Consider the following 22,073-nt stretch of genomic DNA (forward strand, 5'->3'; position numbering starts at 1 on the left):
GCGAGCCTTTGCGACTTGGTGCGAGACGACAAGCACAATGGCTGAATCTCGAATCTTTAAGAAGCGCCTCCTTCAGCTCGGCGGTCGATTAAGTTGACGATGCCGTTACGCCGCTTGTGCGGCACCAGCAACCGGTCGGCTCTCTGCTGAGATGTTTCGTTGTCGTGCAACACTTCGACTGCAGACGCGCGCGATCGCCACGGCGCGAGATTCGCTGATGGTTCATGGATTTTGCTTTTAGCTCTGATGCCGGTAGCGGACTGGCTGCCGGCGGTTCAGAAACCGTAATCCTGAACGGCCAATGTGCTTTTGGGGTGCCCCTTCGACATGGGCGCACCGTCCCACCGAACGGGGCTGTTATACGCTAGCCCATTGATGGCCACTGATGCTATCTCGGGTTTCTGACACCCAAGTCTACGGTTGCATACAACCTAGACGTTTGCAACAGTCATTGCCTACTCAGGGCGCGACGAAACCGCGCGCTCTCCCTTGGGTTTTCGTGCACACGGCTGCGCTCGGCCGCTCGGCTTTATCAAACCCGAATTGCTCAAGCTCCTGCCGAAAGCGCGGACAACGAACCTGCAAGCCGTGCTGCCGTGGCCTACTGCACTTAGGATCGAAAGCCCGACGCGGATATAGACGCAAAAGACGGCGAACATGGTCAGTCCAAAGACGTGCCGCACTCCTAATTCGCTGCGTCCTCTCTGAAAAGAACGCAGCCTGTTCGTCTTAGAGCCTGACTCAAAATTGCATTGCTGTTTTTATCGCTGCGATGCGCCTTGTCATGAGTTGGACAGAGGCGAGGAAGAGCCAGGCAGTTGCGCTTTCGATGGTTCGCTCGAAGTCCTTGGCCAATCTGCGGTTGCGGCCGAGCCAGGCGAAGGTTCGTTCGACCACCCAGCGGCGCGGAAGCACCTCGAAGCCCTGTGCGGCATCGGAGCGCTTGATGATCTCGACAGTCCACCGGCCGATCTTTTCCAGCACCGCCTTGAGCTTTTCGCCGGCATAGCCGCCATCGGCGAAGATATGGCGCAGCCAGGGGAAGCGGTAGCGAATGCTGCACAGGACATCTGGCGTGCCGTCACGATCCTGGACGTCGGCAGCGTGAACGATCGCTCCGACCAGGAGCCCTTGGGTGTCGGTGACGATGTGGCGCTTTCGACCCTTGATCTTCTTTCCCGCGTCGTAGCCGCGAGGGCCGCCACTTTCCGTGGTCTTGACCGATTGGCTGTCGATCACGCCGGCCGTCGGCGAGGCCTCCCGGCCGATCGCCTCGCGCGCCAGCATCAGGAGTGCGTGGTTGATCGATTGCCACAATCCGCTGTCGCGCCATTGGTAGAAATAGTACTGCACCGTGGTCATTGGTGGAAACAGAGTGGGCGGCAGCATGCGCCACGGCAATCCGCCGCGCAGCAGATAGAGTACTGCCTCGACGATGTCGCGATAGCTCCATTTCGGGCGCCGCCCGCGCTTGGCCCGCACAGGAAGCAACCTCTCCAGCACGCCCCTTCCGCATCCGTCAAGTCGCTTGGCAAACGCAGCTCCTCTCGGGCAAACTGTGCCCGGGTGATATCAGTCCACATTCTCGATCCCTTTGATGCTTCGCAACACCGATGGAATCAGAACTCGCTGATATCACTCAACTTATTTTTCGGTTGGACACTTAGCGATTGTTGCCGGAGATCTATCACAGGCGGACGTGATCAGACCCGCAGGTTTTCTGCGCTGCTTTTGCTCGCTTGGGGGCGACTTTGACTTCGTAAGAAATCTTTTGGCCTTCTGCCAAACCAGAGGGTCCAGCGCGCCCGCCAAGGCTCACCGCGCTTTCGGCAGCAATCGACGCCGATCGATCGCCAGCCTGTTTCGGTCCGGGTTCCTAAACCCGCGGTCAGCCTGCACCTAAAAATCCATCTCCTTTCGGGGGTGCGTTCGCTCGCCCGTTCGGGTTGTATCGTCATCATGACAGAACACCCGGGCGTTTCAGAAAAACCAGACTTGGGAACGAGCCGCCGATGTCACGACCGCCGAAGCGCGATCGGTGCTGTCAATCGTACCCGTCGTCGGACAGGACCTCCAGGAAGTGGTGACAGCGCTCGTCCCCAACCAAAGAGCCGAACGCTTCGAAAAATACCTTCTCCTGCTATCCGACGAGCTCAACAGGCTGGCGGTTGCTTCATAGTCCCCTCCGATTCGCGAGCTTGCGGGAAGGCTTGAAGATAGCTGACGTTTTGAGCCGCAGGCGCTGACCGCAATTACGTCATCGTATGCACGATTGACACGTTTAATTGCGTGGGCCACTTCTTGCAATTGCGAAGGCATCTCGTCCAGCAATGCGCCTACAGTGCAGACAATCAATGCGCCGGGCTGATTATCCCCTTCGCCTAGGTCAAGGACAAACCGCAGTCGGTCAGCTCGACCACGACGTCGGTTGTAGAAATGACGCCTTTGTGATGAGTGATTGCCAGCACGGTCACATCTTCCGCCAGGCTGCGAATACGGTCCAAAATGTCGCGCTCGGTTCGTTCGTCAAGCGCGGAGCTGGCCTCGTCGAGAAGAAGGATCGCCGGCTCGCCATAGAGCGCGCGGGCAATAGCAACACGCTGGCGCTCCCCGCCTGAAAGCTTCAAACCGCGTTCTCCAACGGTTGTTTCAAATCCTTCCGGCAGAGCCTCGATAATGCGGAGAATTGCGGCTTTTTCCGACGCACCGCGAAGGCGCACCTCGTCGCGGGGCCGTCCTAGCAGAATGTTGTCGGCTACCGACTCATTGAGCAACATCACGTCCTGCGGCACAACAGCAACTGCGGCATACCAATCCGTGTGATCGATGGTCGCTATATCGGTTCCATCGACCAGAATACGGCCGCAGTCTGGCTCGATCGATTTCAGGACGAGCTTGAATATTGTCGACTTCCCCGATCCGGATTCGCCGACAAGGAAGGTAATGGCGCCGCGCCTAGCCAGAAACGAGACATTCGTAACGCCACGACCGTTGTCGTAGGCATACCGAATGCCCTCGAAGGATAGCTGGCCAGCGGAGGGCGTGAAATCATGAGCATGAGATGTTCGCCGCTCTTCTGGTGCGACCCACAGTCTGGCGAGAGGAATGAGGTCGGCTCGCGACCGCGCCGCGTCAGAGATCGCGCGCGCGACCATCTCGAAGGGCGTATTGAGTTGGAGTAGAAGCGTGTTGAATAGCACAATATCGCCGATCGTGACCGCGCCGGCCCGGTATTCAGGCATTAGAAGGAGAAGTGTGACGGCAAATTGTAGCGCGATGGCTAAGCCGAGCACGGCTATGTAGGCCAATCGTTGAAACACGTAGGCTCGCCAGTTATCGCGCACCTCCCGCGCCTTCATCGTAAAGCGCTGACTCATCCAGGAATGACTGCCGAAATGGCGCAACGTGTCCATGGAGTTCATGACGTTGCCGACGAAACGCGCATTCTCCTGTCCGGCTTCGATGGCCCGGTCCAGAAACACGCGCGCCCGACGCGTGGAATTCCACCCCAATGTAATCGCGACAGCCCCATAAGCGAGGACGATTGCAGCGACTTGGATATTGACGAGCACACCGAGAGTAGCGAGCGTAAGCAGAAGTTGCGCTGCAGCCGGGATGAATATCATAATTCCAAGCTGGACCAACGTCGTCAACCCGCTGCACCCGCGCGCGGCCGCACTCTGTATCTCCACGGGATTGTGCTCAAGAAAAAAGGCCGAGGTTTTTCTCAGAATGCGATCGAAAAAGCGAGTTGCAGCGATGAAGCCCAGGTTCTCGGCTGTCATGAAGGAAAGATACTGCAGCATGCGCTGCAATGCGGAGGCTATGCCGAGCAGGACCGCATAGCCGGCGAATCCCCAGGCAAGCGCCGACATGCCTTCCCCCCGCGGGAGACGATCAATGAGACTCGAAAATACATAGGGGGCTGCGACGCTGCTCGCGCTGGAGATCAGCACCACTGTGGCAACGATGAGAAGCAAGCGCCGATCGGATCGCCAGTACGCATGCAGAATTTCGGAAACCGGCGACAATGCGCTGTCGTTGACCTGATCTGCGGTTGATCCAGGGAATGGGGCTTTGCTTACACTGAGAGAGCCGACATGGCCTTGCGATCTGGATTCCATACGATCTCACGTAAAGATGCGGCTCTGTGGAATTTGCTGACGTTTACCGTTACTAGACTCCAACCCAGTTTTGTCCAGCACCGTCATCCAACCCCGCCAAATCTTGGTAGGTTGTCGCCCGGGTTCTCACATGAGAGAAGTTATAGTGTGGCTCGACACGCTGCCGCGCCACACGACGAGAAGCCCGATCACGCTATCAATAGGAACAGACATGAAGAGCGCAACTGCAGACACGTCTAAGCGGCCATCGCGGCCCGATACAACTGACCTCCTCTTACCGGTGCTGCCACCTCCCACTATTGTGGGGCCGAAGGGCCCCTCCCTAACGACAGCGCTAACGAAGGCTACCTTTAAGATCATTCTTCACTCCGTTACCGCCTCTCACACGAGAGGCGGTAACGTTTAAGTCGAGGAACAAATGCTCAAGGCCACTCTGAAAATAGCCGACTTGGAAAACTATGGCGTTCATTCGGTCGTAATAGCCCTTGCGTCTACGGATCAGTTTCGTCAGCACTACCAGAAATGCATGTACTGGCCCGCTCGATTTTATCGTGATCGAGGCCGCTCGCCGGGGGCCTCGGTTGCGTGTACGAGCAGGCCATATAGGTAGCCTCCCAATTTACTTCCATGTGGAGGAGCGCACTCGTACGGTTACGCTCTCCTGGGATTTCGTGGATCTTTTGGATAACTCGGGAACGATTGATGCAGAAATCATAGCCCATCATCCATCTATGAGAACGTTCTATTCTGCGCGGCAGGCCTGCGTTGGCGCTAATCAGTTAATCTGCTGCGGCTGCATGGAACATCTCGGCCGTCCCGGCAGCGGCCATGGTGCCGAACGGGGCGTTTGCGTAGGTGATGATACGAACCGCCGCGCGATTTTCGATGGAAACAAGGGCCATCGGCGTCCTCTCTCCTGCCGCGCACCGGCTGCTCGGGGCCGTGGTCTCCATCGGAGGCGCCCTCACATTCTGGATGAACTTTCCAACTTTATAACGGATGCAAAGTGACCGCGGATGAGGGAGCCAAATCGGCATCCGGCGGTCGCTCGAACAAGCTCGCTTGAAAAAGGCTGGCCGATCTCCGCGTTGAGGTGGCCCGGTACTACGTGCCGAAAGACACGCTGGGTGCACCTGAGAAGCGCGTTATCGACGCGATCAATGCCGCCGGCAGTGCATTCACAGCCTGGCGAAACACGGCAGCACTAAGATTCTGTCACTGATGAAAATCGGCTACATTCGATTCTTGTTCTTCAGTGGGCGCAGGGGCTAGAGCATTTTCCGACCGGAAAGAATCGGGTGGGGATTCCCAAAACGGCGCGAGTCAGATTCAAGCTGCATGCTGGCGAGGGAGGCCAGCATGTATGGCCAGGGCGCTTTCGGTTGATCTTCGCCAAAGGGTGGTAGCCGCGATTGACGGTGGCATGTCCTGTCGACAGGCTGCTGAGCGCTTTGGTGTCAGCGCGGCCAGTGCAATCCGCTGGCGCGGTCGCCTCAAGAAAGTTGGCGACATCGTTCCTAAACGCCAGGGCGGTGACCGCAAATCGCAGCGCATCGAAGCGCATTCGCAATTGATTCTGGAGGCGGTGACAGCGAGGCCGGATATCACGCTTGCCGAGTTGCGAGAACTGTTGAAACGTCGTGGAATATCGACTGGCATCGCGTCGCTCTGGCGTTTTTTCCAGCGCAGAAAGATCACACTTAAAAAAAGACAGCGCACGCCGCCGAGCAACGGCGCGGCGATATAAATGCCGCACGTGAGGAGTGGTTCGAAGGGCAAATCGACCTTGACCCTGAGCGTCTCGTCTTCATCGACGAAACCAGCGCCAACACCAAAATGGCGCGGCGTTACGGGCGCTCGCCACGCGGCGAGCGATGTCGTGCAGCTATCCCACACGGACATTGGAAGACGACGACGTTCACCGCTGGATTGCGCTCCGACGGTCTGATCGCGCCGCTTGTTCTGGACGGTCCAATGGATGGCGACGCTTTCCTGGCCTACGTCGAGCAATTGCTCGCCCCATCGCTGCGGCCGGGCGATACCGTTATCATGGACAACTTGCCCGCTCACAAGGTCCATGGCGTTCGAGAGGCCATCCAGGCGGTCGGAGCTAGCCTGCTCTATCTTCCGCCCTACAGTCCAGACTTCAACCCGATTGAAATGGCCTTCTCCAAACTGAAAGCGCTGTTGCGGACCGCCGCAGCCCGCACCATGCCCGATCTCTGGCAAGCAATCGCCAACGCTCTCAAACGCTTCTCACCCGAGGAATGTCAAAATTATCTCGTCGCGGCTGGTTACGACGCAACGTGATCGGAAAACGCTCTAGCGAGCCATCGGCCTGAACGATCATCTTGGGCGAGAGGGGCGCGCCAAGCGGCGGAACTGCCGATCGCCGGATCTGCGGCGGATATCGCCGGGAAAACACCGCAATGAGGCGCTGGCGGCGGCCAGCTTTTTCCACCACCTTCTCGATGGTCTTCTCTTTGGAGCGTAGCGCGGCGCGGTGCGTCGGCGTTGGCGATTCCACTCCTGTACGTCCGTTAACAGCCACATTACCTCACCTGCTGAAGTGCTCGCGCACGGAAAATTTGGCTCTTCAGCCCAACGAGCGATTGTTCGAGGCGTGGTCTTGAAGTGCGCGGCCAGTTGGACCGCTGTCATTAAGATGCCGATAAGGCCGATCGATGTCGGTCCAACATCCGCAGTGATGCTCCCCGTGCTGTCTTTCATTGCTCGCGAGCCGCCCCTAGCCAAGCGACCACGAGCGGGCGGCAGCTTGCCATTCATGAGCGATACTCTTCGTGCACGCCGCGAGAATATGATCTTGATCAGCCTAAAGAGCTAAGTGCTCGTCACCGCGAACTCATCAGGGCCTCCGCGCTGGCGGATGACCTCTCGGAGTGCAGATGGCTTCTCAGGGGCGGAAGAGCGAATAGCGGCCTCGAAGGCCGGTATGAATTTGAGCCGGTCCATTACAGCACGCTCCACAAAGCCATCGTGAGTGTCAGTCGGGGAAACGAGCTTTTGGTTTTGAGGCCGGCTAGGGGGCGGCCCAGTCGCCGTGAGCTGCGCAATCGTCGCGAGAACTACGCTCGTTTCGGTCGTTCCCCCGGACCAATCTCCGAGCGCCGCGATGGCGCCTTCCAAAGCCTCTTCACGACTCATGTGAACTATCTCCCCAGCGAGCCTGTTGCAGAAGACCGGTAGAACCCAGGAAAAGAGGCGCGGGCGTCTGGAGGAGCCGCCCGCGCGAAGTTTGCTACGCCAAGCTTGGCTGCTGGGGTTGCGTGAAATAAACAGCCAAGCCAAAAGGCTCTCAGCAACTCGCGTGCCAGACGGTCACGAACTTCAAGTGTAGAGATAAGCGGTGCCAGTCTTTTCGCCCGTCGTAGCCTGACCTCGACAGAGCATGGCGGCTAGCGCCACGATGGAACCGCGCGGGCGGTAGCTGAGAGACCGCCCGCACGAGTTGCGTTACGCATGATGCTTGGCCCTCAAGAGATTCAGTAAGCGACCAAGCTATACATAGCTCAGCAGTCCGCGTGCTAGATAAACGTAAGGGAACAAGGGACACGCTTTCACACGCAGATCCGCAGGCTGCTCGCGCTGCTGTCCGAGAAAGCATGTTGTCCGCGCCATGCTGCGCAAACCACCTCAACGACCGATACAGCTGCGTCTGCGATGAGAATAGTGTAACTTCGAGAAGCTAGCTTGATGCTCATAGTCCATGCTCCTCATGCGCCGCAACGGAAATGATCGTAAGCAGCCTAAAGAGCGTAAGCGGGTGTTTACGTAAGAGTTCTGTGCTCGCCTTCGCGAACGCGTCACGGCCTCCCGCAGTGCGGCGAGCTTGTCGGGATCGGCAGAGCGAACAGCTGCGTCGAACGCAGGCATGCATGATCTCCACACCGTGCCTCCGATGGCATGAAAAGATGCACGGAGGAGAGCCCCCCTGCGCAGACTTGGCCATCTCATAGAGGTCGCGCGAATTATGAGGAGCCAAGCCCAATTGGCTCTCAGCAACTCGCGGGCCATTCAAGATGCAAGAGAGGCGAAATAGTGCGCACCACCATGAAAAGCGTGCGGGCGGTGCTGACGACCGCCCGCACGAGTTACGGTGTGAGGACTTGGCCCTCAATCAATAAGCGACCAAGCCATACTTGGCTCAGCAATCAATGGGCCAGACGGCCACATTGCGCAGAGAGGCAAACGGCGCGCTTTCATACCTTGTGCAGACTAACTACTCGCGCGAGCGGTGCTTTCCGGACGACAATGTCACGAACCGGACGCAACTGAGCGACATCAGACGTGCCGCGTTAATGACGACGAGCGTGCGAAATAGTCGGACTGATCTCGTCATCGTGCACGATGAGAAGCTCGCCGGGCTTCACGCCAAGTCTTCGCAACTGCTCCTCTTCGATTGGGCAGTTGAGCATTGCGGCCTTTGCGCCGCATTCCGCGATGGTCATCCTCACCACTTCCGCCGGATCGGCGACGGCCCCCACGCAAGTTATGTGCCCGAATTCTTCGTCATCGTCGCCATCTTCCTTGCCGCTGTTACTATCCAACCATCCATCTTGTTGAGCTCCGTGGGCCCTGAGCTGCCGAACCTCTGAAGATCCCGAGGCATCGGACACCGCGGCTGAACACGAGGACTGAGCTGCTGCCGGTTTGATGGACACCGAGATTAGGTGTTTCATGAAGCCGGAGGTGGCGATGAAAAGACGGAAGTTCAGCCGCGAGTTCAAGGTCGAGGCGGTCAAGCTGGTGCGGGACCGTGGGGTGTCGGTGGCGCAAGCCGGCCGTGACCTGGATGTTCATGAGAATGTTCTCCGCAAATGGGTGAAGGAGTTGGGCTCCGACCCGGCGCAAGCCTTTCCCGGCCACGGGCAGATGAAGCCGGAGCAGCAGGAGATCGAGCGGCTGCGCCGTGAGGTCGCCAAGCTGAAGGCCGAGCGGGATATCCTAAAAAAGGCCGCAGCCTACTTCGCGAAGGAAGCGACATGAAGTTCGCCTTCGTCGCGAAGCACCGGACGATCTGGCCGGTGGCATGGCTATGCGATGCGCTGGGAGTGTCGCGGTCGGGCTTCCATGCCTGGCTGAATCGCTCTCCCAGCACCAGATCCCGCAGCGACGAGGAGCTCGGCGGCAAGGTCAAGGCCAGCTTCGCCGCCAGCGACCGCACCTATGGCGCACGCCGGGTGTGGCGTGACCTGCTCGCCGACGGGGCGGATTGCGGCCTGCACCGGATTGAGCGGCTGATGCGCCTGCAAGGCTTGCGGGCGCGGCCGCGACGTCGGCGCTTGCCGAAGGACAGCGGCGATCGACAGCTCGAGACCGTACCGGCGAACCTCCTTGACCGGCAGTTCGCCGCCGAGCGGCCGAACCAGAAGTGGATCGCCGACTTCACCTATCTCTGGACGGCCGAAGGCTGGCTCTATGTCGCAGCGGTGATCGACCTGTTCTCACGCCGCGTGGTGGGCTGGTCGATGAGTGCCGCCATGACGGCACAGCTCGTGACGGACGCATTGTTGATGGCCGTCTGGCGGCGCGGCAAGCCGGATGCACTGTTGCATCACTCCGACCAGGGCAGCCAGTACACCAGCGAGCAGTTCCAGCGCCTGATGGCCGACCACGGCATCGTTTGCAGCATGAGCTGGAGAGCTTCTTCTCCTCGCTCAAGACCGAGCGTACGGCCAACAAGATTTATCGAACCAGAGATGAGGCACGCGCCGATGTGTTCGACTACATCGAACGATTTTACAACCGCGCATCAGAACACCCATCTGTCTATGTTGTTGAAGAGAAGAGACTTTGCTGATTGGGATGCGATCCCGTGGGGTATCTTGGGTTCTGTCGCGCTCGTTCGGCGATAGATTGAGCGGCAGTTGTTATCAGCGAGGCGCGGGCGAAGATCCACGGGCCGTCCGACAGCGGATGGAAGGCTTCGATTTCGCCGGCTTCAGCGGCCAGCCGGAGCGTCTTGGGCGCGATCTTCAGGAGCTTTGCGGCGTTGCTAAGGTTGAGCCAGGGTTCGATCCCGTCATCGGCGGGCTTGAATACCGGGAGGTGGTAGCTCGAGCGCATTGATGTGACGCGCTCGCGGGTCCAGCGATTGCCGTTGCCCGTCTTGAGGCCGTTTCGGTTGAGGAGGCCGGCAATCAGATCGTCGCTGGCGATCAGCACCAGTTGACGCACGGCTTGGATAATATCGGCGGAAGTGCTGTTGCGCTGTCCGCGCCGGCGCTTGGGCAAGCGCAACTCGCTGTGAGCGCCACCCACCCAGTGGACGATGAGAACGATCTCGGACGCCGCGTCGTCTATATCGGCCACGACCTCATGGACGAGGGTGCGTACAATGCGCTTCTTGAGACGAGCATCCGTCGTCGGCGCATCCCAGACCGTTTTGAGGTTCGAGGCCAGTACGCCGAGCGAAGCTGGATCAGCAATGGGTGCGGGCGTCGCCGCATCATGCATGGCGATCTTGCCCTCGACCTCCGCCGCGTGAGCGAGTGCCCTGTTCCAGCGCGCTTCCAGCTCACTCGCCACCAACCGGTTCGCGGGGTCAGCGGCATCGTATTGCCGGAAAGCCCGGTCGGCGGCATAGCGCGCCGCTTCCAGATCGCGACTGAGCGCATCGCGCACCTGATCCCGCCGTTCCCTGGCTCCTTCGGCGGCAGCGGTTGCAGCGGCGATAGCGCCCGGACCGACGACGCCAAGCAGTGCGTCCTCGATTGCATCATCGACACGCAATCCGCCGAAGGCGATGCAGTGGGCCCCGCCATTGTCCATCCAGGCGCGGCTGCAGCTGTAGCGCGGGATATGGTTTTCCATGCCGGAGTACCGGAGTGTGAGCTTGCGGCCGCAGCGCTTGCACCGGATCAGACCGGCCAGCAGCGCGTCCCCATGCTTGGGTGCGCCGTGATGCCGACCGGTGGGAACGTTGCTGCTGACCATGGTGCGGATCGCCTCGAACCTCTCCCAGCTCACATACCCGTCGTGGGTGTTGGGCATCAGCGCCAGCCATTCGTTCCGCGTCTTGCGGCGGATCTTCACGCTCACGCCCCCGGCGCTGTATCCCGCCGCCACAGCCGTCTTACCATAGGCATAGGCGCCGCCGTAGACCGGGTTCTCAATGATCCGGTGGATGGCGGAGTAACTCGGTCGCCGCCAGGCTGTGTCGCCGTTGGACTGCTTCACTGGTAGATCGAGATTGTACTCGTGGAGCCAGCAGAGCGCCTGTCGCGCGCTGCCCAGTTCCTCGACCTTGTCGAACACCAGCTTGATCGCTTCCTGGACACGCCGATCCGGATCTTTCTCATAACGGTCGCCGGCCTTCACGAAACCGACGGGCGCCGCCACAACCAACTCGCCCCGGCGCGCCTTCTCGTAGCGGGCCGAGAGCGAGCGTTGGCGCAACAAATCCAGTTCGTACTCGTTGAGGCTGCCCTTGAGCCCGAGTAGCAGGCGATCGTTGCCGTGCCTCGGTGCATAGATCGTCTCCTGATCGACCAGAACGGTATCGACCACGCGGCACATCTCGATGAGTTGCTGCCAATCCCGGCTGTTGCGGGCGAAGCGCGAGACCTCGCGGGCGCAAACCGCACCAACCTTACCGAGGCAAACCTCCGCTACCATTCGCTCGAAACCGGCGCGTTGCACGCCGCCGGCGGCTGAACGACCGAGATCATCATCGATCACTTCGATCTCTGACCACCCGAGTGCCGTCAGCCGGTCCCGCATGGCGTATTGCAATGCGCTGCTCTCGCGATTGTGCAACACCTGATGTGCTGAGGATTGGCGCACGTAAAGAATCGCCTTACGCTCCAGATGATGAGGCCTGACCTTGTCAGAGATCATGATCGACCCCCTTCGCGGGCGGCGTCGCTGTCATCGCAGCATGGTCGAGGATCAACTGCGTCATCAGGCTTGTGAGGGCCGCCCGGGCTTCCGCCGGCAACTCCGGCCATGCTGGCGCGCGGATGGCGCCGTTCGGCAGGCCGCTCCCGAACAGATCCATCTGTTGCTGCGGCCGCGGTTGTCGATTGTGTCGGTATCCGCTCCCTGGCATTGCCGTCTGCCGTGACATGGGTCTCTCCCCGATTCTGGTCGTGAGAGGCTCTGGATGCGCTAGAAAGCAGGGCAGCTGATGGCGTTCGATCCATCAACACCAGATCGAGAAGCGCAGAAAGCGCTGCAAGTGCGGTTATGCTGACAAATGGCCGAGCTGCCAAAAGCTCCGCCTCAGGGCATGCCGTCCGGTCGAACATCCATGCTGGAACCTCCAGCCAACGATCTGCTTGCGATCCATCCAGTGTGCAGCGGAAGGCGACATCGCCAGCCTTGTCGACGGCCCCATGAACGCAAACTCGGCAACCAAACCAAGGATGATATCGATAAAGAACCACGCGAAGAGCGGTCCTGTGGGCGTTCTCAAACCTCGTTGTACAACCGAACAAGGCTCCATTCCGCCGTGGGATATATCGCCCCGATCGAAATGGAGCCAAAAGCCGCCTAAACCAGTCCACTTTCTCGGGGGAAGATCAGACGCAGAGTGCGCAGACTGGCGAGAGGTAGCGGAGAGTATTGCGCATCAATCCTAAACGCGAGCCGCAGCGCGCCCGCCGAGCGTATGAGACGTATATCGCCCGGACCAAGTGGATGACTAATCAAGGATACCGGCACATCTTGCGTGACGGCGGCCCGGCCGTCGTGGATAACTAACTTCAGGTATCCATGTTCTTTAGCCCGCAATTGCTTTGTTGAGCAGGCTTGCCTGAGGCCATCCACATATTCGGCTGTGTCAACGGCCTCGGAGCCGTCCACCGCATGGACGCGGACTTGGCGACCTCAAGATCTGCCAAAAGCTGATCAATGTTCGCTCGCTCTCGCTGCAACTCTTCAATGATCGAACCGTGTTTTGTCATCCCGCTTCCTTACTCATCAGGTTTGACTGTGTGTTCGCAGCCACCGTTAAACTCGACGAGCGGGCGTGTTCGGTGATCGTATCGCCAGCACGCTCGGGAGTGTGGCCGATTGTGAACGTGCCGCGATACCCGAAGAAGAAAAGATGCATGTCGCCGAAATCGGGGCGGTCACCTTCGTAGTCGTCAAGCTCCACTTCATTCCACGCAAGTCCGTCATCCAGATCATTGCGGGGCTCGCCAGGCATGAGGACAGCAGAGCTCGCAGGGGGATGGTTGTGGTCGTAGTTGACCGGAGCTGGCGGCTCTGCGTGCACGCTCAGGCTTACTTGCATAGCTTCGATGACGGCAGGGAGCTTCCCATAGTTTGCGACCGAGTAGGAAGGCCATACCCACCGCGAAAGTGGCGACCGTAAGCAAGCAACCTATAACAATCTCGGGCACTCAGAACTTCATACTCGCTCGTCTGATTGAGAGGTGCCATTGCGTCCGTACAATCGAAGGGTGCTGCACCAAATGGTGGTTCAATTGAATAGCTGGCTTCCAGCCCGATCCCTATTGGGATTCGGTTGCGGGAGGACGGACCTTCTCCCCGCGATGCGTCAACGAGATACTCCGCAGGTTGAGCGCGTGCTAACGTCTAATGGCGTCGCCGTCAGGTTGGCACCTATGCAGACAAGTAGGTGTAGGGCTCGGGTTGCCGTGTCAGGGTGCGGAACGCGTGCCGGCCTGTGCTGGTGTGCCGCGTCTCGGAGTGCAGGCTCCGTCAAGTGCTGGAGCTGTGTAGTGCGTGGCGACCTTCCGTATATCGCATACGTCATTTTGATAGGACTAACCTCGCTCGCCATCGCCGCGGTCGTAATATTTATGCAATGAGGTGGCCGTCTGAGCTGCTGCCGGTTTGATGGACACCCGGTTAAGCTAATCCCACCTTGCGCTCGAACTCAACCGGGCTGAGATAGCCGATGGTCGAGTGCCTGCGGGTCGTGTTGTACAACGAGGTTTGAGAACGCCCACAGGACCGCTCTTCGCGTGGTTCTTTATCGATATCATCCTTGGTTTGGTTGCCGAGTTTGCGTTCATGGGGCCGTCGACAAGGCTGGCGATGTCGCCTTCCGCTGCACACTGGATGGATCGCAAGCAGATCGTTGGCTGGAGGTTCCAGCATGGATGTTCGACCGGACGGCATGCCCTGAGGCGGAGCTTTTGGCAGCTCGGCCATTTGTCAGCATAACCGCACTTGCAGCGCTTTCTGCGCTTCTCGATCTGGTGTTGATGGATCGAACGCCATCAGCTGCCCTGCTTTCTAGCGCATCCAGAGCCTCTCACGACCAGAATCGGGGAGAGACCCATGTCACGGCAGACGGCAATGCCAGGGAGCGGATACCGACACAATCGACAACCGCGGCCGCAGCAACAGATGGATCTGTTCGGGAGCGGCCTGCCGAACGGCGCCATCCGCGCGCCAGCATGGCCGGAGTTGCCGGCGGAAGCCCGGGCGGCCCTCACAAGCCTGATGACGCAGTTGATCCTCGACCATGCTGCGATGACAGCGACGCCGCCCGCGAAGGGGGTCGATCATGATCTCTGACAAGGTCAGGCCTCATCATCTGGAGCGTAAGGCGATTCTTTACGTGCGCCAATCCTCAGCACATCAGGTGTTGCACAATCGCGAGAGCAGCGCATTGCAATACGCCATGCGGGACCGGCTGACGGCACTCGGGTGGTCAGAGATCGAAGTGATCGATGATGATCTCGGTCGTTCAGCCGCCGGCGGCGTGCAACGCGCCGGTTTCGAGCGAATGGTAGCGGAGGTTTGCCTCGGTAAGGTTGGTGCGGTTTGCGCCCGCGAGGTCTCGCGCTTCGCCCGCAACAGCCGGGATTGGCAGCAACTCATCGAGATGTGCCGCGTGGTCGATACCGTTCTGGTCGATCAGGAGACGATCTATGCACCGAGGCACGGCAACGATCGCCTGCTACTCGGGCTCAAGGGCAGCCTCAACGAGTACGAACTGGATTTGTTGCGCCAACGCTCGCTCTCGGCCCGCTACGAGAAGGCGCGCCGGGGCGAGTTGGTTGTGGCGGCGCCCGTCGGTTTCGTGAAGGCCGGCGACCGTTATGAGAAAGATCCGGATCGGCGTGTCCAGGAAGCGATCAAGCTGGTGTTCGACAAGGTCGAGGAACTGGGCAGCGCGCGACAGGCGCTCTGCTGGCTCCACGAGTACAATCTCGATCTACCAGTGAAGCAGTCCAACGGCGACACAGCCTGGGGGGATGTCCCGATCGCTGTTGAACTACGTCGGGTCGACGTTGCCGGAATGAATATTACGCAGCCCTCGTGACGTGGGCAACGGACTTGATTGTCATGCGATCGTGGTGAGCTTGAAGGGCCGCACGCAGAACCGACAATTGCTTATGCGCCTTCAATCGTCGGAAGCCCTTGTTGGCCTCGATCATACCGGCCGCGACCCATCGCAAGGCCATACCGGCATCCCGCCAGCGTTTAACGTTGCGCGTGACGCGGCGAATGGTGCCCATCATGTTCTCGGCGATATTGGTACAGGCGAGCGATCGGCGAAGCTCCTTCGGCAACTTCAACCGGACGACAGTCAGGATTTCGTCGAGGCCTTCGAGGATACTGGCCGCAACGCCGGGCCATTGCTGGTCGAGTCGACGCGCGAGATTGCGGATCAATTTTTCAGCCTTGTCGGCGTCATCGAGCTCCCAGGCCTGGCGCAGCACCCGGCGGGTGGCCGCATGATGCTCTTTCGGCAGGCGTTCCATGATGTTGCGCGCCTTGTGGATCTGGCAGCGCTGGATCGCAGCGGCCGAACCGAAGGTGCGGCGGATCGCCTTCGACAACGCCTTCGCGCCGTCGGCGATGAACAGTCTTGGCACCGTCGGGTCGAGCCCGCGCGAGACCAGGTTGTCCAGCAGGGCCTGAACCGTTGCTGCATTCTCGGTCGCCCCTTCCACCAGCGCCAGCGGATGCTTGTTGCCTTCGCCGTCAACCCCGATCGCGGCCACCAGCACGAGATCGTCGTCGAGATGCAGCCCGTCGATTTGGACCACCAGAAGGTCGAGCGCGGACAGATCGGCAGCCATGAAGTCGGCCAGCCGCGCCGCCGACAGAGCCACGAACCTCCGCGAGGCCGCCGACTTCGAAATCCCCGATCCGGGCGGTGCCGGCACGTCACCCTCGGGCAGCCGGACGGCGCGGCCGAACCGGCGCGTCGACACATTGATCAGCATCAGGTTCATCGCCCAGCGACCGAGCCAGTCCTCCTGCGCCGCCGTTTCCCAGCTCGGGATCGTGACCTCGCGGCCGTCCATGCCCCGGACCCGCGGGCGATCGACCTCGATCTTGCCGCCGTGGAAACCGATCCGCCCCCGCGTTCGGCCCCAACGGTGCGCCCGCCGCGCCGCATCACGACCGTGGCGCGGCCCGCAGGCCGCTGTCACATCCGCCTCCATCATCGTGCCGAGCGCCTCGATTCCTGCCGCAAGGCAGAACCGATCGAAGCTCGCTCGCACTTCCGCAAATGATTTCTCCACAGCCCCGGTCGCCGGCCAACCAGCCGGTGTGATATCTCTCGTCATGGCGTTGCTCTCCTTTGTGGAATCAGCACCCCGAGCCTACCGGCTCAAGGTGGGCAACGCCGACCTCTTCAGAAATTCAACAGAACCCGGGACATCCCCCAGCCTGGCGGCGACCGAGTTACTCCGCCATCCACCGGATCATTGAGAACCCGGTCTACGGCGGCGCCTATGCCTATGGTAAGACGGCTGTGGCGGCGGGATACAGCGCCGGGGGCGTGAGCGTGAAGATCCGCCGCAAGACGCGGAACGAATGGCTGGCGCTGATGCCCAACACCCACGACGGGTATGTGAGCTGGGAGAGGTTCGAGGCGATCCGCACCATGGTCAGCAGCAACGTTCCCACCGGTCGGCATCACGGCGCACCCAAGCATGGGGACGCGCTGCTGGCCGGTCTGATCCGGTGCAAGCGCTGCGGCCGCAAGCTCACACTCCGGTACTCCGGCATGGAAAACCATATCCCGCGCTACAGCTGCAGCCGCGCCTGGATGGACAATGGCGGGGCCCACTGCATCGCCTTCGGCGGATTGCGTGTCGATGATGCAATCGAGGACGCACTGCTTGGCGTCGTCGGTCCGGGCGCTATCGCCGCTGCAACCGCTGCCGCCGAAGGAGCCAGGGAACGGCGGGATCAGGTGCGCGATGCGCTCAGTCGCGATCTGGAAGCGGCGCGCTATGCCGCCGACCGGGCTTTCCGGCAATACGATGCCGCTGACCCCGCGAACCGGTTGGTGGCGAGTGAGCTGGAAGCGCGCTGGAACAGGGCACTCGCTCACGCGGCGGAGGTCGAGGGCAAGATCGCCATGCATGATGCGGCGACGCCCGCACCCATTGCTGATCCAGCTTCGCTCGGCGTACTGGCCTCGAACCTCAAAACGGTCTGGGATGCGCCGACGACGGATGCTCGTCTCAAGAAGCGCATTGTACGCACCCTCGTCCATGAGGTCGTGGCCGATATAGACGACGCGGCGTCCGAGATCGTTCTCATCGTCCACTGGGTGGGTGGCGCTCACAGCGAGTTGCGCTTGCCCAAGCGCCGGCGCGGACAGCGCAACAGCACTTCCGCCGATATTATCCAAGCCGTGCGTCAACTGGTGCTGATCGCCAGCGACGATCTGATTGCCGGCCTCCTCAACCGAAACGGCCTCAAGACGGGCAACGGCAATCGCTGGACCCGCGAGCGCGTCACATCAATGCGCTCGAGCTACCACCTCCCGGTGTTCAAGCCCGCCGATGACGGGATCGAACCCTGGCTCAACCTTAGCAACGCCGCAAAGCTCCTGAAGGTCGCGCCCAAGACGCTCCGGCTCGCCGCTGAAGCCGGCGAGATCGCAGCCATCCATCCGCTATCGGACGGCCCGTGGATCTTTGCTCGCGCCTCGCTGATAACAGCTGCCGCTCAATCTATCGCCGAAGGAGCGCGACAGAACCCAAGATACCCCACAGGATCGCATCCCGATCAGCAAACTCTCTTCTCTTCAACAACATAGACAGATGGGTGTTCTGATGCGCGGTTGTAGAAGTCGAGGTATCGGCCGATCGAGGCACGAGCTTCGCTGACGTTCTCGTAGGCCCGCAGATAAACCTCCTCGTACTTGACGCTGCGCCACAGCCGTTCGACAAACACGTTGTCTCGCCAGGCTCCCTTGCCGTCCATGCTGATCGCAATGCCGTTGTCGGCGAGCACGCCGGTAAAGGCCTGTCCGGTGAACTGCGAGCCCTGATCCGTATTGAAGACGTCCGGCTTGCCGTGACGAGCCAGGGCATCCTGAAGCGTCTCGACACAGGACGTCGCCTCCATGGTGATCGATACGCGCCACGACAGCACGCGGCAGCTGAACCAGTCGAGCACAACCGCCAGATAAACGAAGCCGCGGGCCATCGGGATGTAGGTGATGTCCATCGCCCACACCTGGTTCGGCCGCGTGATCTCCATTCCGCGCAGCAGGTACGGGTAGATCTTGTGGCCCGGCTCGGGCTTTGTCGTGCGTGGACGGCGATAGAGCGCTTCTATCCCCATCCGCCGCATCAACGTCTTCACATGCCGACGGCCGATCTTGCACCCATCGGCAGCCAGCAGCCCTCGCAACATGCGAGAGCCGGCAAAAGGGAACTCCAGATGCAGCCGGTCGAGGCGCTGCATGATCGCAAGGTCGGCGTCCGGCACCGGCCGCGGCAGGTAGTACACGCTGCCGCGGCCGATGTTCAAAGCCTCCGCTTGCCTGGTGATCGACAGCTCGTGCTCACGGTCGATCATCGCTTTGCGCTCAGCAATCCCGCCGCTCCTTCTAAAAAGCTATGCGCGGCGCTGCGCTCCCCCTGTGGGATAGAAACGGACCGGCGCTAGATTGCCGACCGGGAGGGAGCGGCCGATACGATTTTGGTGGCACGTGACCCCGTTAAAAAACCTGGTCCATGGGTTGTCGCGCACTTGAGAGTGGTGACGCCATCCGGCGATCCCGTTTAGGAATCTGACGGATAGCGCAGCCCAGCCTTCCGCCGCCGTCAGCAGGAGGATTAGAGATGAACCCCAAAAGATCGAAGTCGAGGAACTGAGCTGCTGCCGGTTTGATGGAGATGAATCTTCAGCTGCACCACGTCGTCACCGACATCACCGGCGTGACCGGCCTGCGTATCATACGAGCGATCCTTGCCGGCGAGCGCGATCCTGAGGCGCTGGCGTGCTTGCGCCATTATAGTTGCCGCTCCAGCGCCGAGACGATCGCGAAGGTGCTCACCGGAAGCTACCGCGCCGAGCATCTGTTTGCGCTCGAGCAGGCACTTGCGCTTTACGACGCCTACCACGAGAAGGCATCTGCCTGCGACGCCCGAATTGAAGCCGTGTTGAAGGAACTGAGCTTCCATCGCGGTCATGGCCACGGATCAGCGCCGCAGGTCTCGCGGCGTCGGAATCGAACCGATCAGGCGAACGCTCCAGCTTTCGACGTCCGCGAGGCGCTGTTCGCGTTGCTCGGAAAGGACCTCACCGCGATCGACGGCCTCGGTCCTTTACCTCTCGCTGAAGCTGATCGCTGAATGCGGCGACGACCTCTCCTCGTGGCCAAGTGCAAAGCATTTTACCTCCTGGCTGGGACTGGCGCCGGCGGCAAAATGCTCTCGTCCCGAACGCGCCGATCCGGCGGCCGAGCGGCGGCACTTCTGCGCCTTGCTGCCGTGACCGTGGGGCGTACAGACACTGCGCTCGGCGCCTTTTATAGACGGCTCTCAGTGCGCATCGGCAGGGCCAAGGCCGTGACCGCCACGGCCCGGAAGATCGCAGTTCTGTTCTACAATGCTGTGCGATACGGAATGGACTATGTCGATCCCAAGGCCTCGTCCTACGAGACGCGTTACCGGACGCGAGTGGTCAACAATTTGCATTGGCGTGCCAAGCCATTCGGCTTTGTTCTCCATCCCTTGGAGCCGAAAAGTAGATGCTGCCGTTTCTTAGTGTCTGTTCCAAAACATGTTGAGTCGAATGAATCGGTTGTGATTCAAGGTGAGCGGCCTGATTCGATGGGGACGCGCCGCCAATGTGGACTACCGAGAACCGTGCACGCTACGACCGCAGCCGCCTGCGCTATCCGAGCGACTTGACCGACGAGGAGTGGGCGCTGATCGCGCCTCGCATCCCGCCGGCCAAGCGCGGCGGCAACAAGCGTACGGTGGACCTGCGCGAGATTGCCAACGGGCTGATGTACATCCTGAGCACAGGTTGCCAGTGGCGCGCGATCCCCAAGGACCTGCCGCCGCGCTCGACGCTGTATGGCTACTTCGATCTGTGGAGCTGGAACGGCACGCTCGATAAAATTCATCACGCCCTCTATGTCGAATGTCGCGAAAGGGCCGAGCGCGAGGCTTCTCCCACCGCCGCCATCATCGATAGCCAGAGCGTGAAAAGCGCTGAAAAAGGGGGCCTCATGATCTCCATGGCTACGACGCGGGCAAGAAGATCAAGGGCAAGAAGCGGCACATTCTCGTCGACACGCAAGGCCTCTTGATGCACGCCATCGTGCATGCGGCGGACATCCAGGATCGCGACGGCGGCGTGCTCCTGATGGCAACGTTGTTCGGCCTCTATCCCTTTCTTCTGAAGCTCTACGCCGACGGCGGATATCAAGGGCCACATTTCCAGAAGGGGCTGCGTAGCGCTCTGAAGCGCGTGAACCTCGAAATCGTCAAACGCTCCGATCAGGCTCACCGTTTCGTCGTCTTGCCCAAACGCTGGATCGTCGAGCGTACCTTTGCCTGGCTCGGGCGATGCCGAAGACTGTCCAAAGATTGGGAATGCTTCAATCACAGGGCGCTCGCCTTTCTCAAGCTGGCCTCCATCCGACTCATGCTGCGAAAGCTATGCAATCCAAGGTAATCTTTCCGGACAGACTCTTAGGAATCGTTCTCCAGCGTCAGTTCGCCGATCTTGGCGTGCAGCGACTTCACATCGATGGCTGCTTGTTCCGCTCCGGAGCCGCCGCCGGGACCGAACGCATCGGCGGCCTTGCTTTCAAGCTGAGCCTTCCACGCCGTGATCTGATTGGGGTGGACGTCGAACTGCTCGGCAAGCTGAGCCAGCGTTCGATCGCCCTTCACGGCGGCGAGCGCCACCTTCGCCTTGAAGGCCGGTGTGTGGTTCCGGCGTGTTCTTCTGCTCATTGTCGCTCCTGATTCGCAGGCACAGCGTGCCCGCTGTCAGGCAGAAACTCCACTTATCGCCCTGTGCAGAATTCCGGGGCCGGCTCTGTTGACTCTGAGTACGTGATCGACTGCGGGCGCACCTTCCCAAGCGTGAACTCTGCAAGCAGCCGCTTGGCTTCCGTCCGAGCTTGGGAGAGGGAAATCGTGGGGAAACGGCCGATCGTAATGAGCGAGTTCTTGCGGTTGAGGACGAATGTCTTGGAGCCGCCCTGCGACACACGAAAGCCAAAGCTCGGAAGCTTATCGTCCCAATAGCAAATCTGGCCCTTGGGAGGCGGCGATATGCTCCGGAGGCCAACATCAGAAAACGCCATCTTAGCCATCGGCTAGCCATTACCAACGAGGGGAATGGAGCGGCAATCTATGATGCACCAAGGCGGTAATTCTTCAATAGAATTAAAAAAGGTAGCGGTCGCTATGGCGCAGTATGTTTTAGGATGTAGATGCGAAAATTAGGAATCATAATCCTGGGGTCGGGGGACCAATCCCATTGAAAGCACCTTCGCCACCGTGCGCCACCACACGATCCGATCGAAGGGCTGCCTGTCCAACACGACCGCGCTAGCTTCTTCAAATTGCTTGAGGGCGCACAGAAAAGCTGGCGACGGCTCGACGGACACAACCAGTTGCCAAAACTCGTTCTCGGTGTGACATTCAACGACGAGATCGAGGTCATCGCCAAGCCGACCGACCGTCAGCCCGCAACCGCCGCCGCCTGACCGGCCCGGTCGTC

13 protein-coding genes and 6 pseudogenes are annotated in these 22,073 nt (G+C 60.3%); 9 read left to right on the top strand and 10 right to left on the bottom strand.

The features are described from left to right. Window positions 1-741 precede the first annotated feature (741 nt). The 3 genes from HAP41_RS06865 to HAP41_RS49975 form a co-directional block, all read right to left on the bottom strand. A protein-coding gene (locus HAP41_RS06865) for an IS5 family transposase (protein WP_206706213.1) occupies window positions 742-1,583 on the bottom strand; the annotation gives its coding sequence in 2 pieces (ribosomal slippage) (window positions 742-1,508 and window positions 1,508-1,583; 843 coding nt in all). A gap of 798 nt (window positions 1,584-2,381) precedes the next feature. After that, a complete protein-coding gene (locus HAP41_RS06870) occupies window positions 2,382-4,124 on the bottom strand; it encodes an ABC transporter ATP-binding protein (RefSeq protein ID WP_166104056.1) in 1,743 nt (580 codons plus the stop codon). 779 nt (window positions 4,125-4,903) lie between these two features. Further along, window positions 4,904-5,026 (bottom strand): hypothetical protein, encoded by a 123-nt coding sequence (locus HAP41_RS49975; protein ID WP_256459633.1) that lies wholly within the window; start codon window positions 5,024-5,026, stop codon window positions 4,904-4,906. Between the two features lie 461 nt (window positions 5,027-5,487). On the opposite strand from HAP41_RS49975, the gene HAP41_RS06875 reads away from it, so the two are divergent. The 3 genes and pseudogenes from HAP41_RS06875 to HAP41_RS06885 all read left to right on the top strand — a co-directional run bounded on the left by HAP41_RS06875 (window position 5,488) and on the right by HAP41_RS06885 (window position 9,945). Further along, window positions 5,488-6,434, top strand: a protein-coding gene (locus HAP41_RS06875; RefSeq protein ID WP_166063836.1) for an IS630 family transposase whose coding sequence is annotated in 2 segments (ribosomal slippage) — window positions 5,488-5,827 and window positions 5,827-6,434 — 948 coding nt in all. Because the reading frame shifts where the segments join, the coding sequence is not laid out codon by codon here. Between the two features lie 1,850 nt (window positions 6,435-8,284). Beyond that, window positions 8,285-8,740 carry a hypothetical protein gene (locus HAP41_RS06880; protein ID WP_166104051.1) on the top strand — a complete coding sequence of 152 codons (456 nt, stop codon included), beginning with the start codon at window positions 8,285-8,287 and terminating at the stop codon, window positions 8,738-8,740. Window positions 8,741-8,840: 100 nt separating this feature from the next. Next, window positions 8,841-9,945, top strand: a pseudogene (locus HAP41_RS06885) (IS3 family transposase). Here HAP41_RS06885 and HAP41_RS06890 read toward each other — a convergent pair. The 3 genes from HAP41_RS06890 to HAP41_RS06900 all read right to left on the bottom strand — a co-directional run bounded on the left by HAP41_RS06890 (window position 9,915) and on the right by HAP41_RS06900 (window position 13,296). Further along, on the bottom strand, window positions 9,915-11,984 hold the full coding sequence (locus HAP41_RS06890; protein ID WP_166065785.1) for a recombinase family protein: 2,070 nt from the start codon (window positions 11,982-11,984) through the stop codon (window positions 9,915-9,917). The pseudogene HAP41_RS06885 and the gene HAP41_RS06890 sit on opposite strands and share 31 nt — an antisense overlap. Next, window positions 11,974-12,144 carry a hypothetical protein gene (locus HAP41_RS06895; protein WP_206706209.1) on the bottom strand — a complete coding sequence of 57 codons (171 nt, stop codon included), beginning with the start codon at window positions 12,142-12,144 and terminating at the stop codon, window positions 11,974-11,976. Before HAP41_RS06895 ends, HAP41_RS06890 begins: the two co-directional genes overlap by 11 nt. 903 nt (window positions 12,145-13,047) lie before the next feature. Then, window positions 13,048-13,296: a hypothetical protein gene (locus HAP41_RS06900; RefSeq protein WP_166104048.1), complete on the bottom strand. Its 249-nt coding sequence runs from the start codon at window positions 13,294-13,296 to the stop codon at window positions 13,048-13,050. A 1,172-nt stretch (window positions 13,297-14,468) separates the two neighbouring features. Here HAP41_RS06900 and HAP41_RS06905 point away from each other — a divergent pair. Next, window positions 14,469-14,639 carry a hypothetical protein gene (locus HAP41_RS06905; protein ID WP_206706209.1) on the top strand — a complete coding sequence of 57 codons (171 nt, stop codon included), beginning with the start codon at window positions 14,469-14,471 and terminating at the stop codon, window positions 14,637-14,639. Beyond that, on the top strand, window positions 14,629-15,390 hold the full coding sequence (locus HAP41_RS06910) for a recombinase family protein (RefSeq protein WP_166104045.1): 762 nt from the start codon (window positions 14,629-14,631) through the stop codon (window positions 15,388-15,390). Before HAP41_RS06905 ends, HAP41_RS06910 begins: the two co-directional genes overlap by 11 nt. Here the strand turns inward: HAP41_RS06910 and HAP41_RS06915 are convergent. Further along, window positions 15,374-16,648 carry an IS256 family transposase gene (locus HAP41_RS06915; RefSeq protein ID WP_166064748.1) on the bottom strand — a complete coding sequence of 425 codons (1,275 nt, stop codon included), beginning with the start codon at window positions 16,646-16,648 and terminating at the stop codon, window positions 15,374-15,376. The two genes, HAP41_RS06910 and HAP41_RS06915, sit on opposite strands and share 17 nt — an antisense overlap. A 14-nt stretch (window positions 16,649-16,662) precedes the next feature. Here HAP41_RS06915 and HAP41_RS06920 point away from each other — a divergent pair, with 14 nt between their 5' ends. After that, the gene (locus tag HAP41_RS06920) at window positions 16,663-18,135 is read left to right on the top strand and encodes a recombinase family protein (protein WP_224580936.1); all 1,473 of its coding nucleotides are present in this window, start codon (window positions 16,663-16,665) and stop codon (window positions 18,133-18,135) included. Here HAP41_RS06920 and HAP41_RS06925 read toward each other — a convergent pair. Then, window positions 18,105-18,926 (bottom strand): annotated as a pseudogene (locus HAP41_RS06925) (IS3 family transposase); the annotation flags it as partial. The gene HAP41_RS06920 and the pseudogene HAP41_RS06925 overlap by 31 nt on opposite strands. 287 nt (window positions 18,927-19,213) lie before the next feature. Between HAP41_RS06925 and HAP41_RS50675 the strand changes: the two are divergent. Beyond that, a pseudogene (locus HAP41_RS50675) lies at window positions 19,214-20,062 on the top strand (transposase); the annotation flags it as partial. A gap of 116 nt (window positions 20,063-20,178) precedes the next feature. Next, window positions 20,179-21,014: pseudogene (locus HAP41_RS06935) on the top strand (IS5 family transposase). Window positions 21,015-21,037: 23 nt separating this feature from the next. Here the strand turns inward: HAP41_RS06935 and HAP41_RS06940 are convergent. Further along, window positions 21,038-21,298, bottom strand: a pseudogene (locus HAP41_RS06940) (transposase); the annotation flags it as partial. Between the two features lie 53 nt (window positions 21,299-21,351). Further along, on the bottom strand, window positions 21,352-21,663 hold the full coding sequence (locus tag HAP41_RS50680) for an Arm DNA-binding domain-containing protein (protein ID WP_414643363.1): 312 nt from the start codon (window positions 21,661-21,663) through the stop codon (window positions 21,352-21,354). A gap of 151 nt (window positions 21,664-21,814) precedes the next feature. On the opposite strand from HAP41_RS50680, the pseudogene HAP41_RS06945 reads away from it, so the two are divergent. Continuing rightward, window positions 21,815-22,059: pseudogene (locus HAP41_RS06945) on the top strand (IS256 family transposase); the annotation flags it as partial. Window positions 22,060-22,073 lie beyond the last annotated feature (14 nt).

The organism is Bradyrhizobium barranii subsp. apii (assembly GCF_011516635.5).
Taxonomy (GTDB): Bacteria; Pseudomonadota; Alphaproteobacteria; order Rhizobiales; family Xanthobacteraceae; genus Bradyrhizobium; species Bradyrhizobium barranii.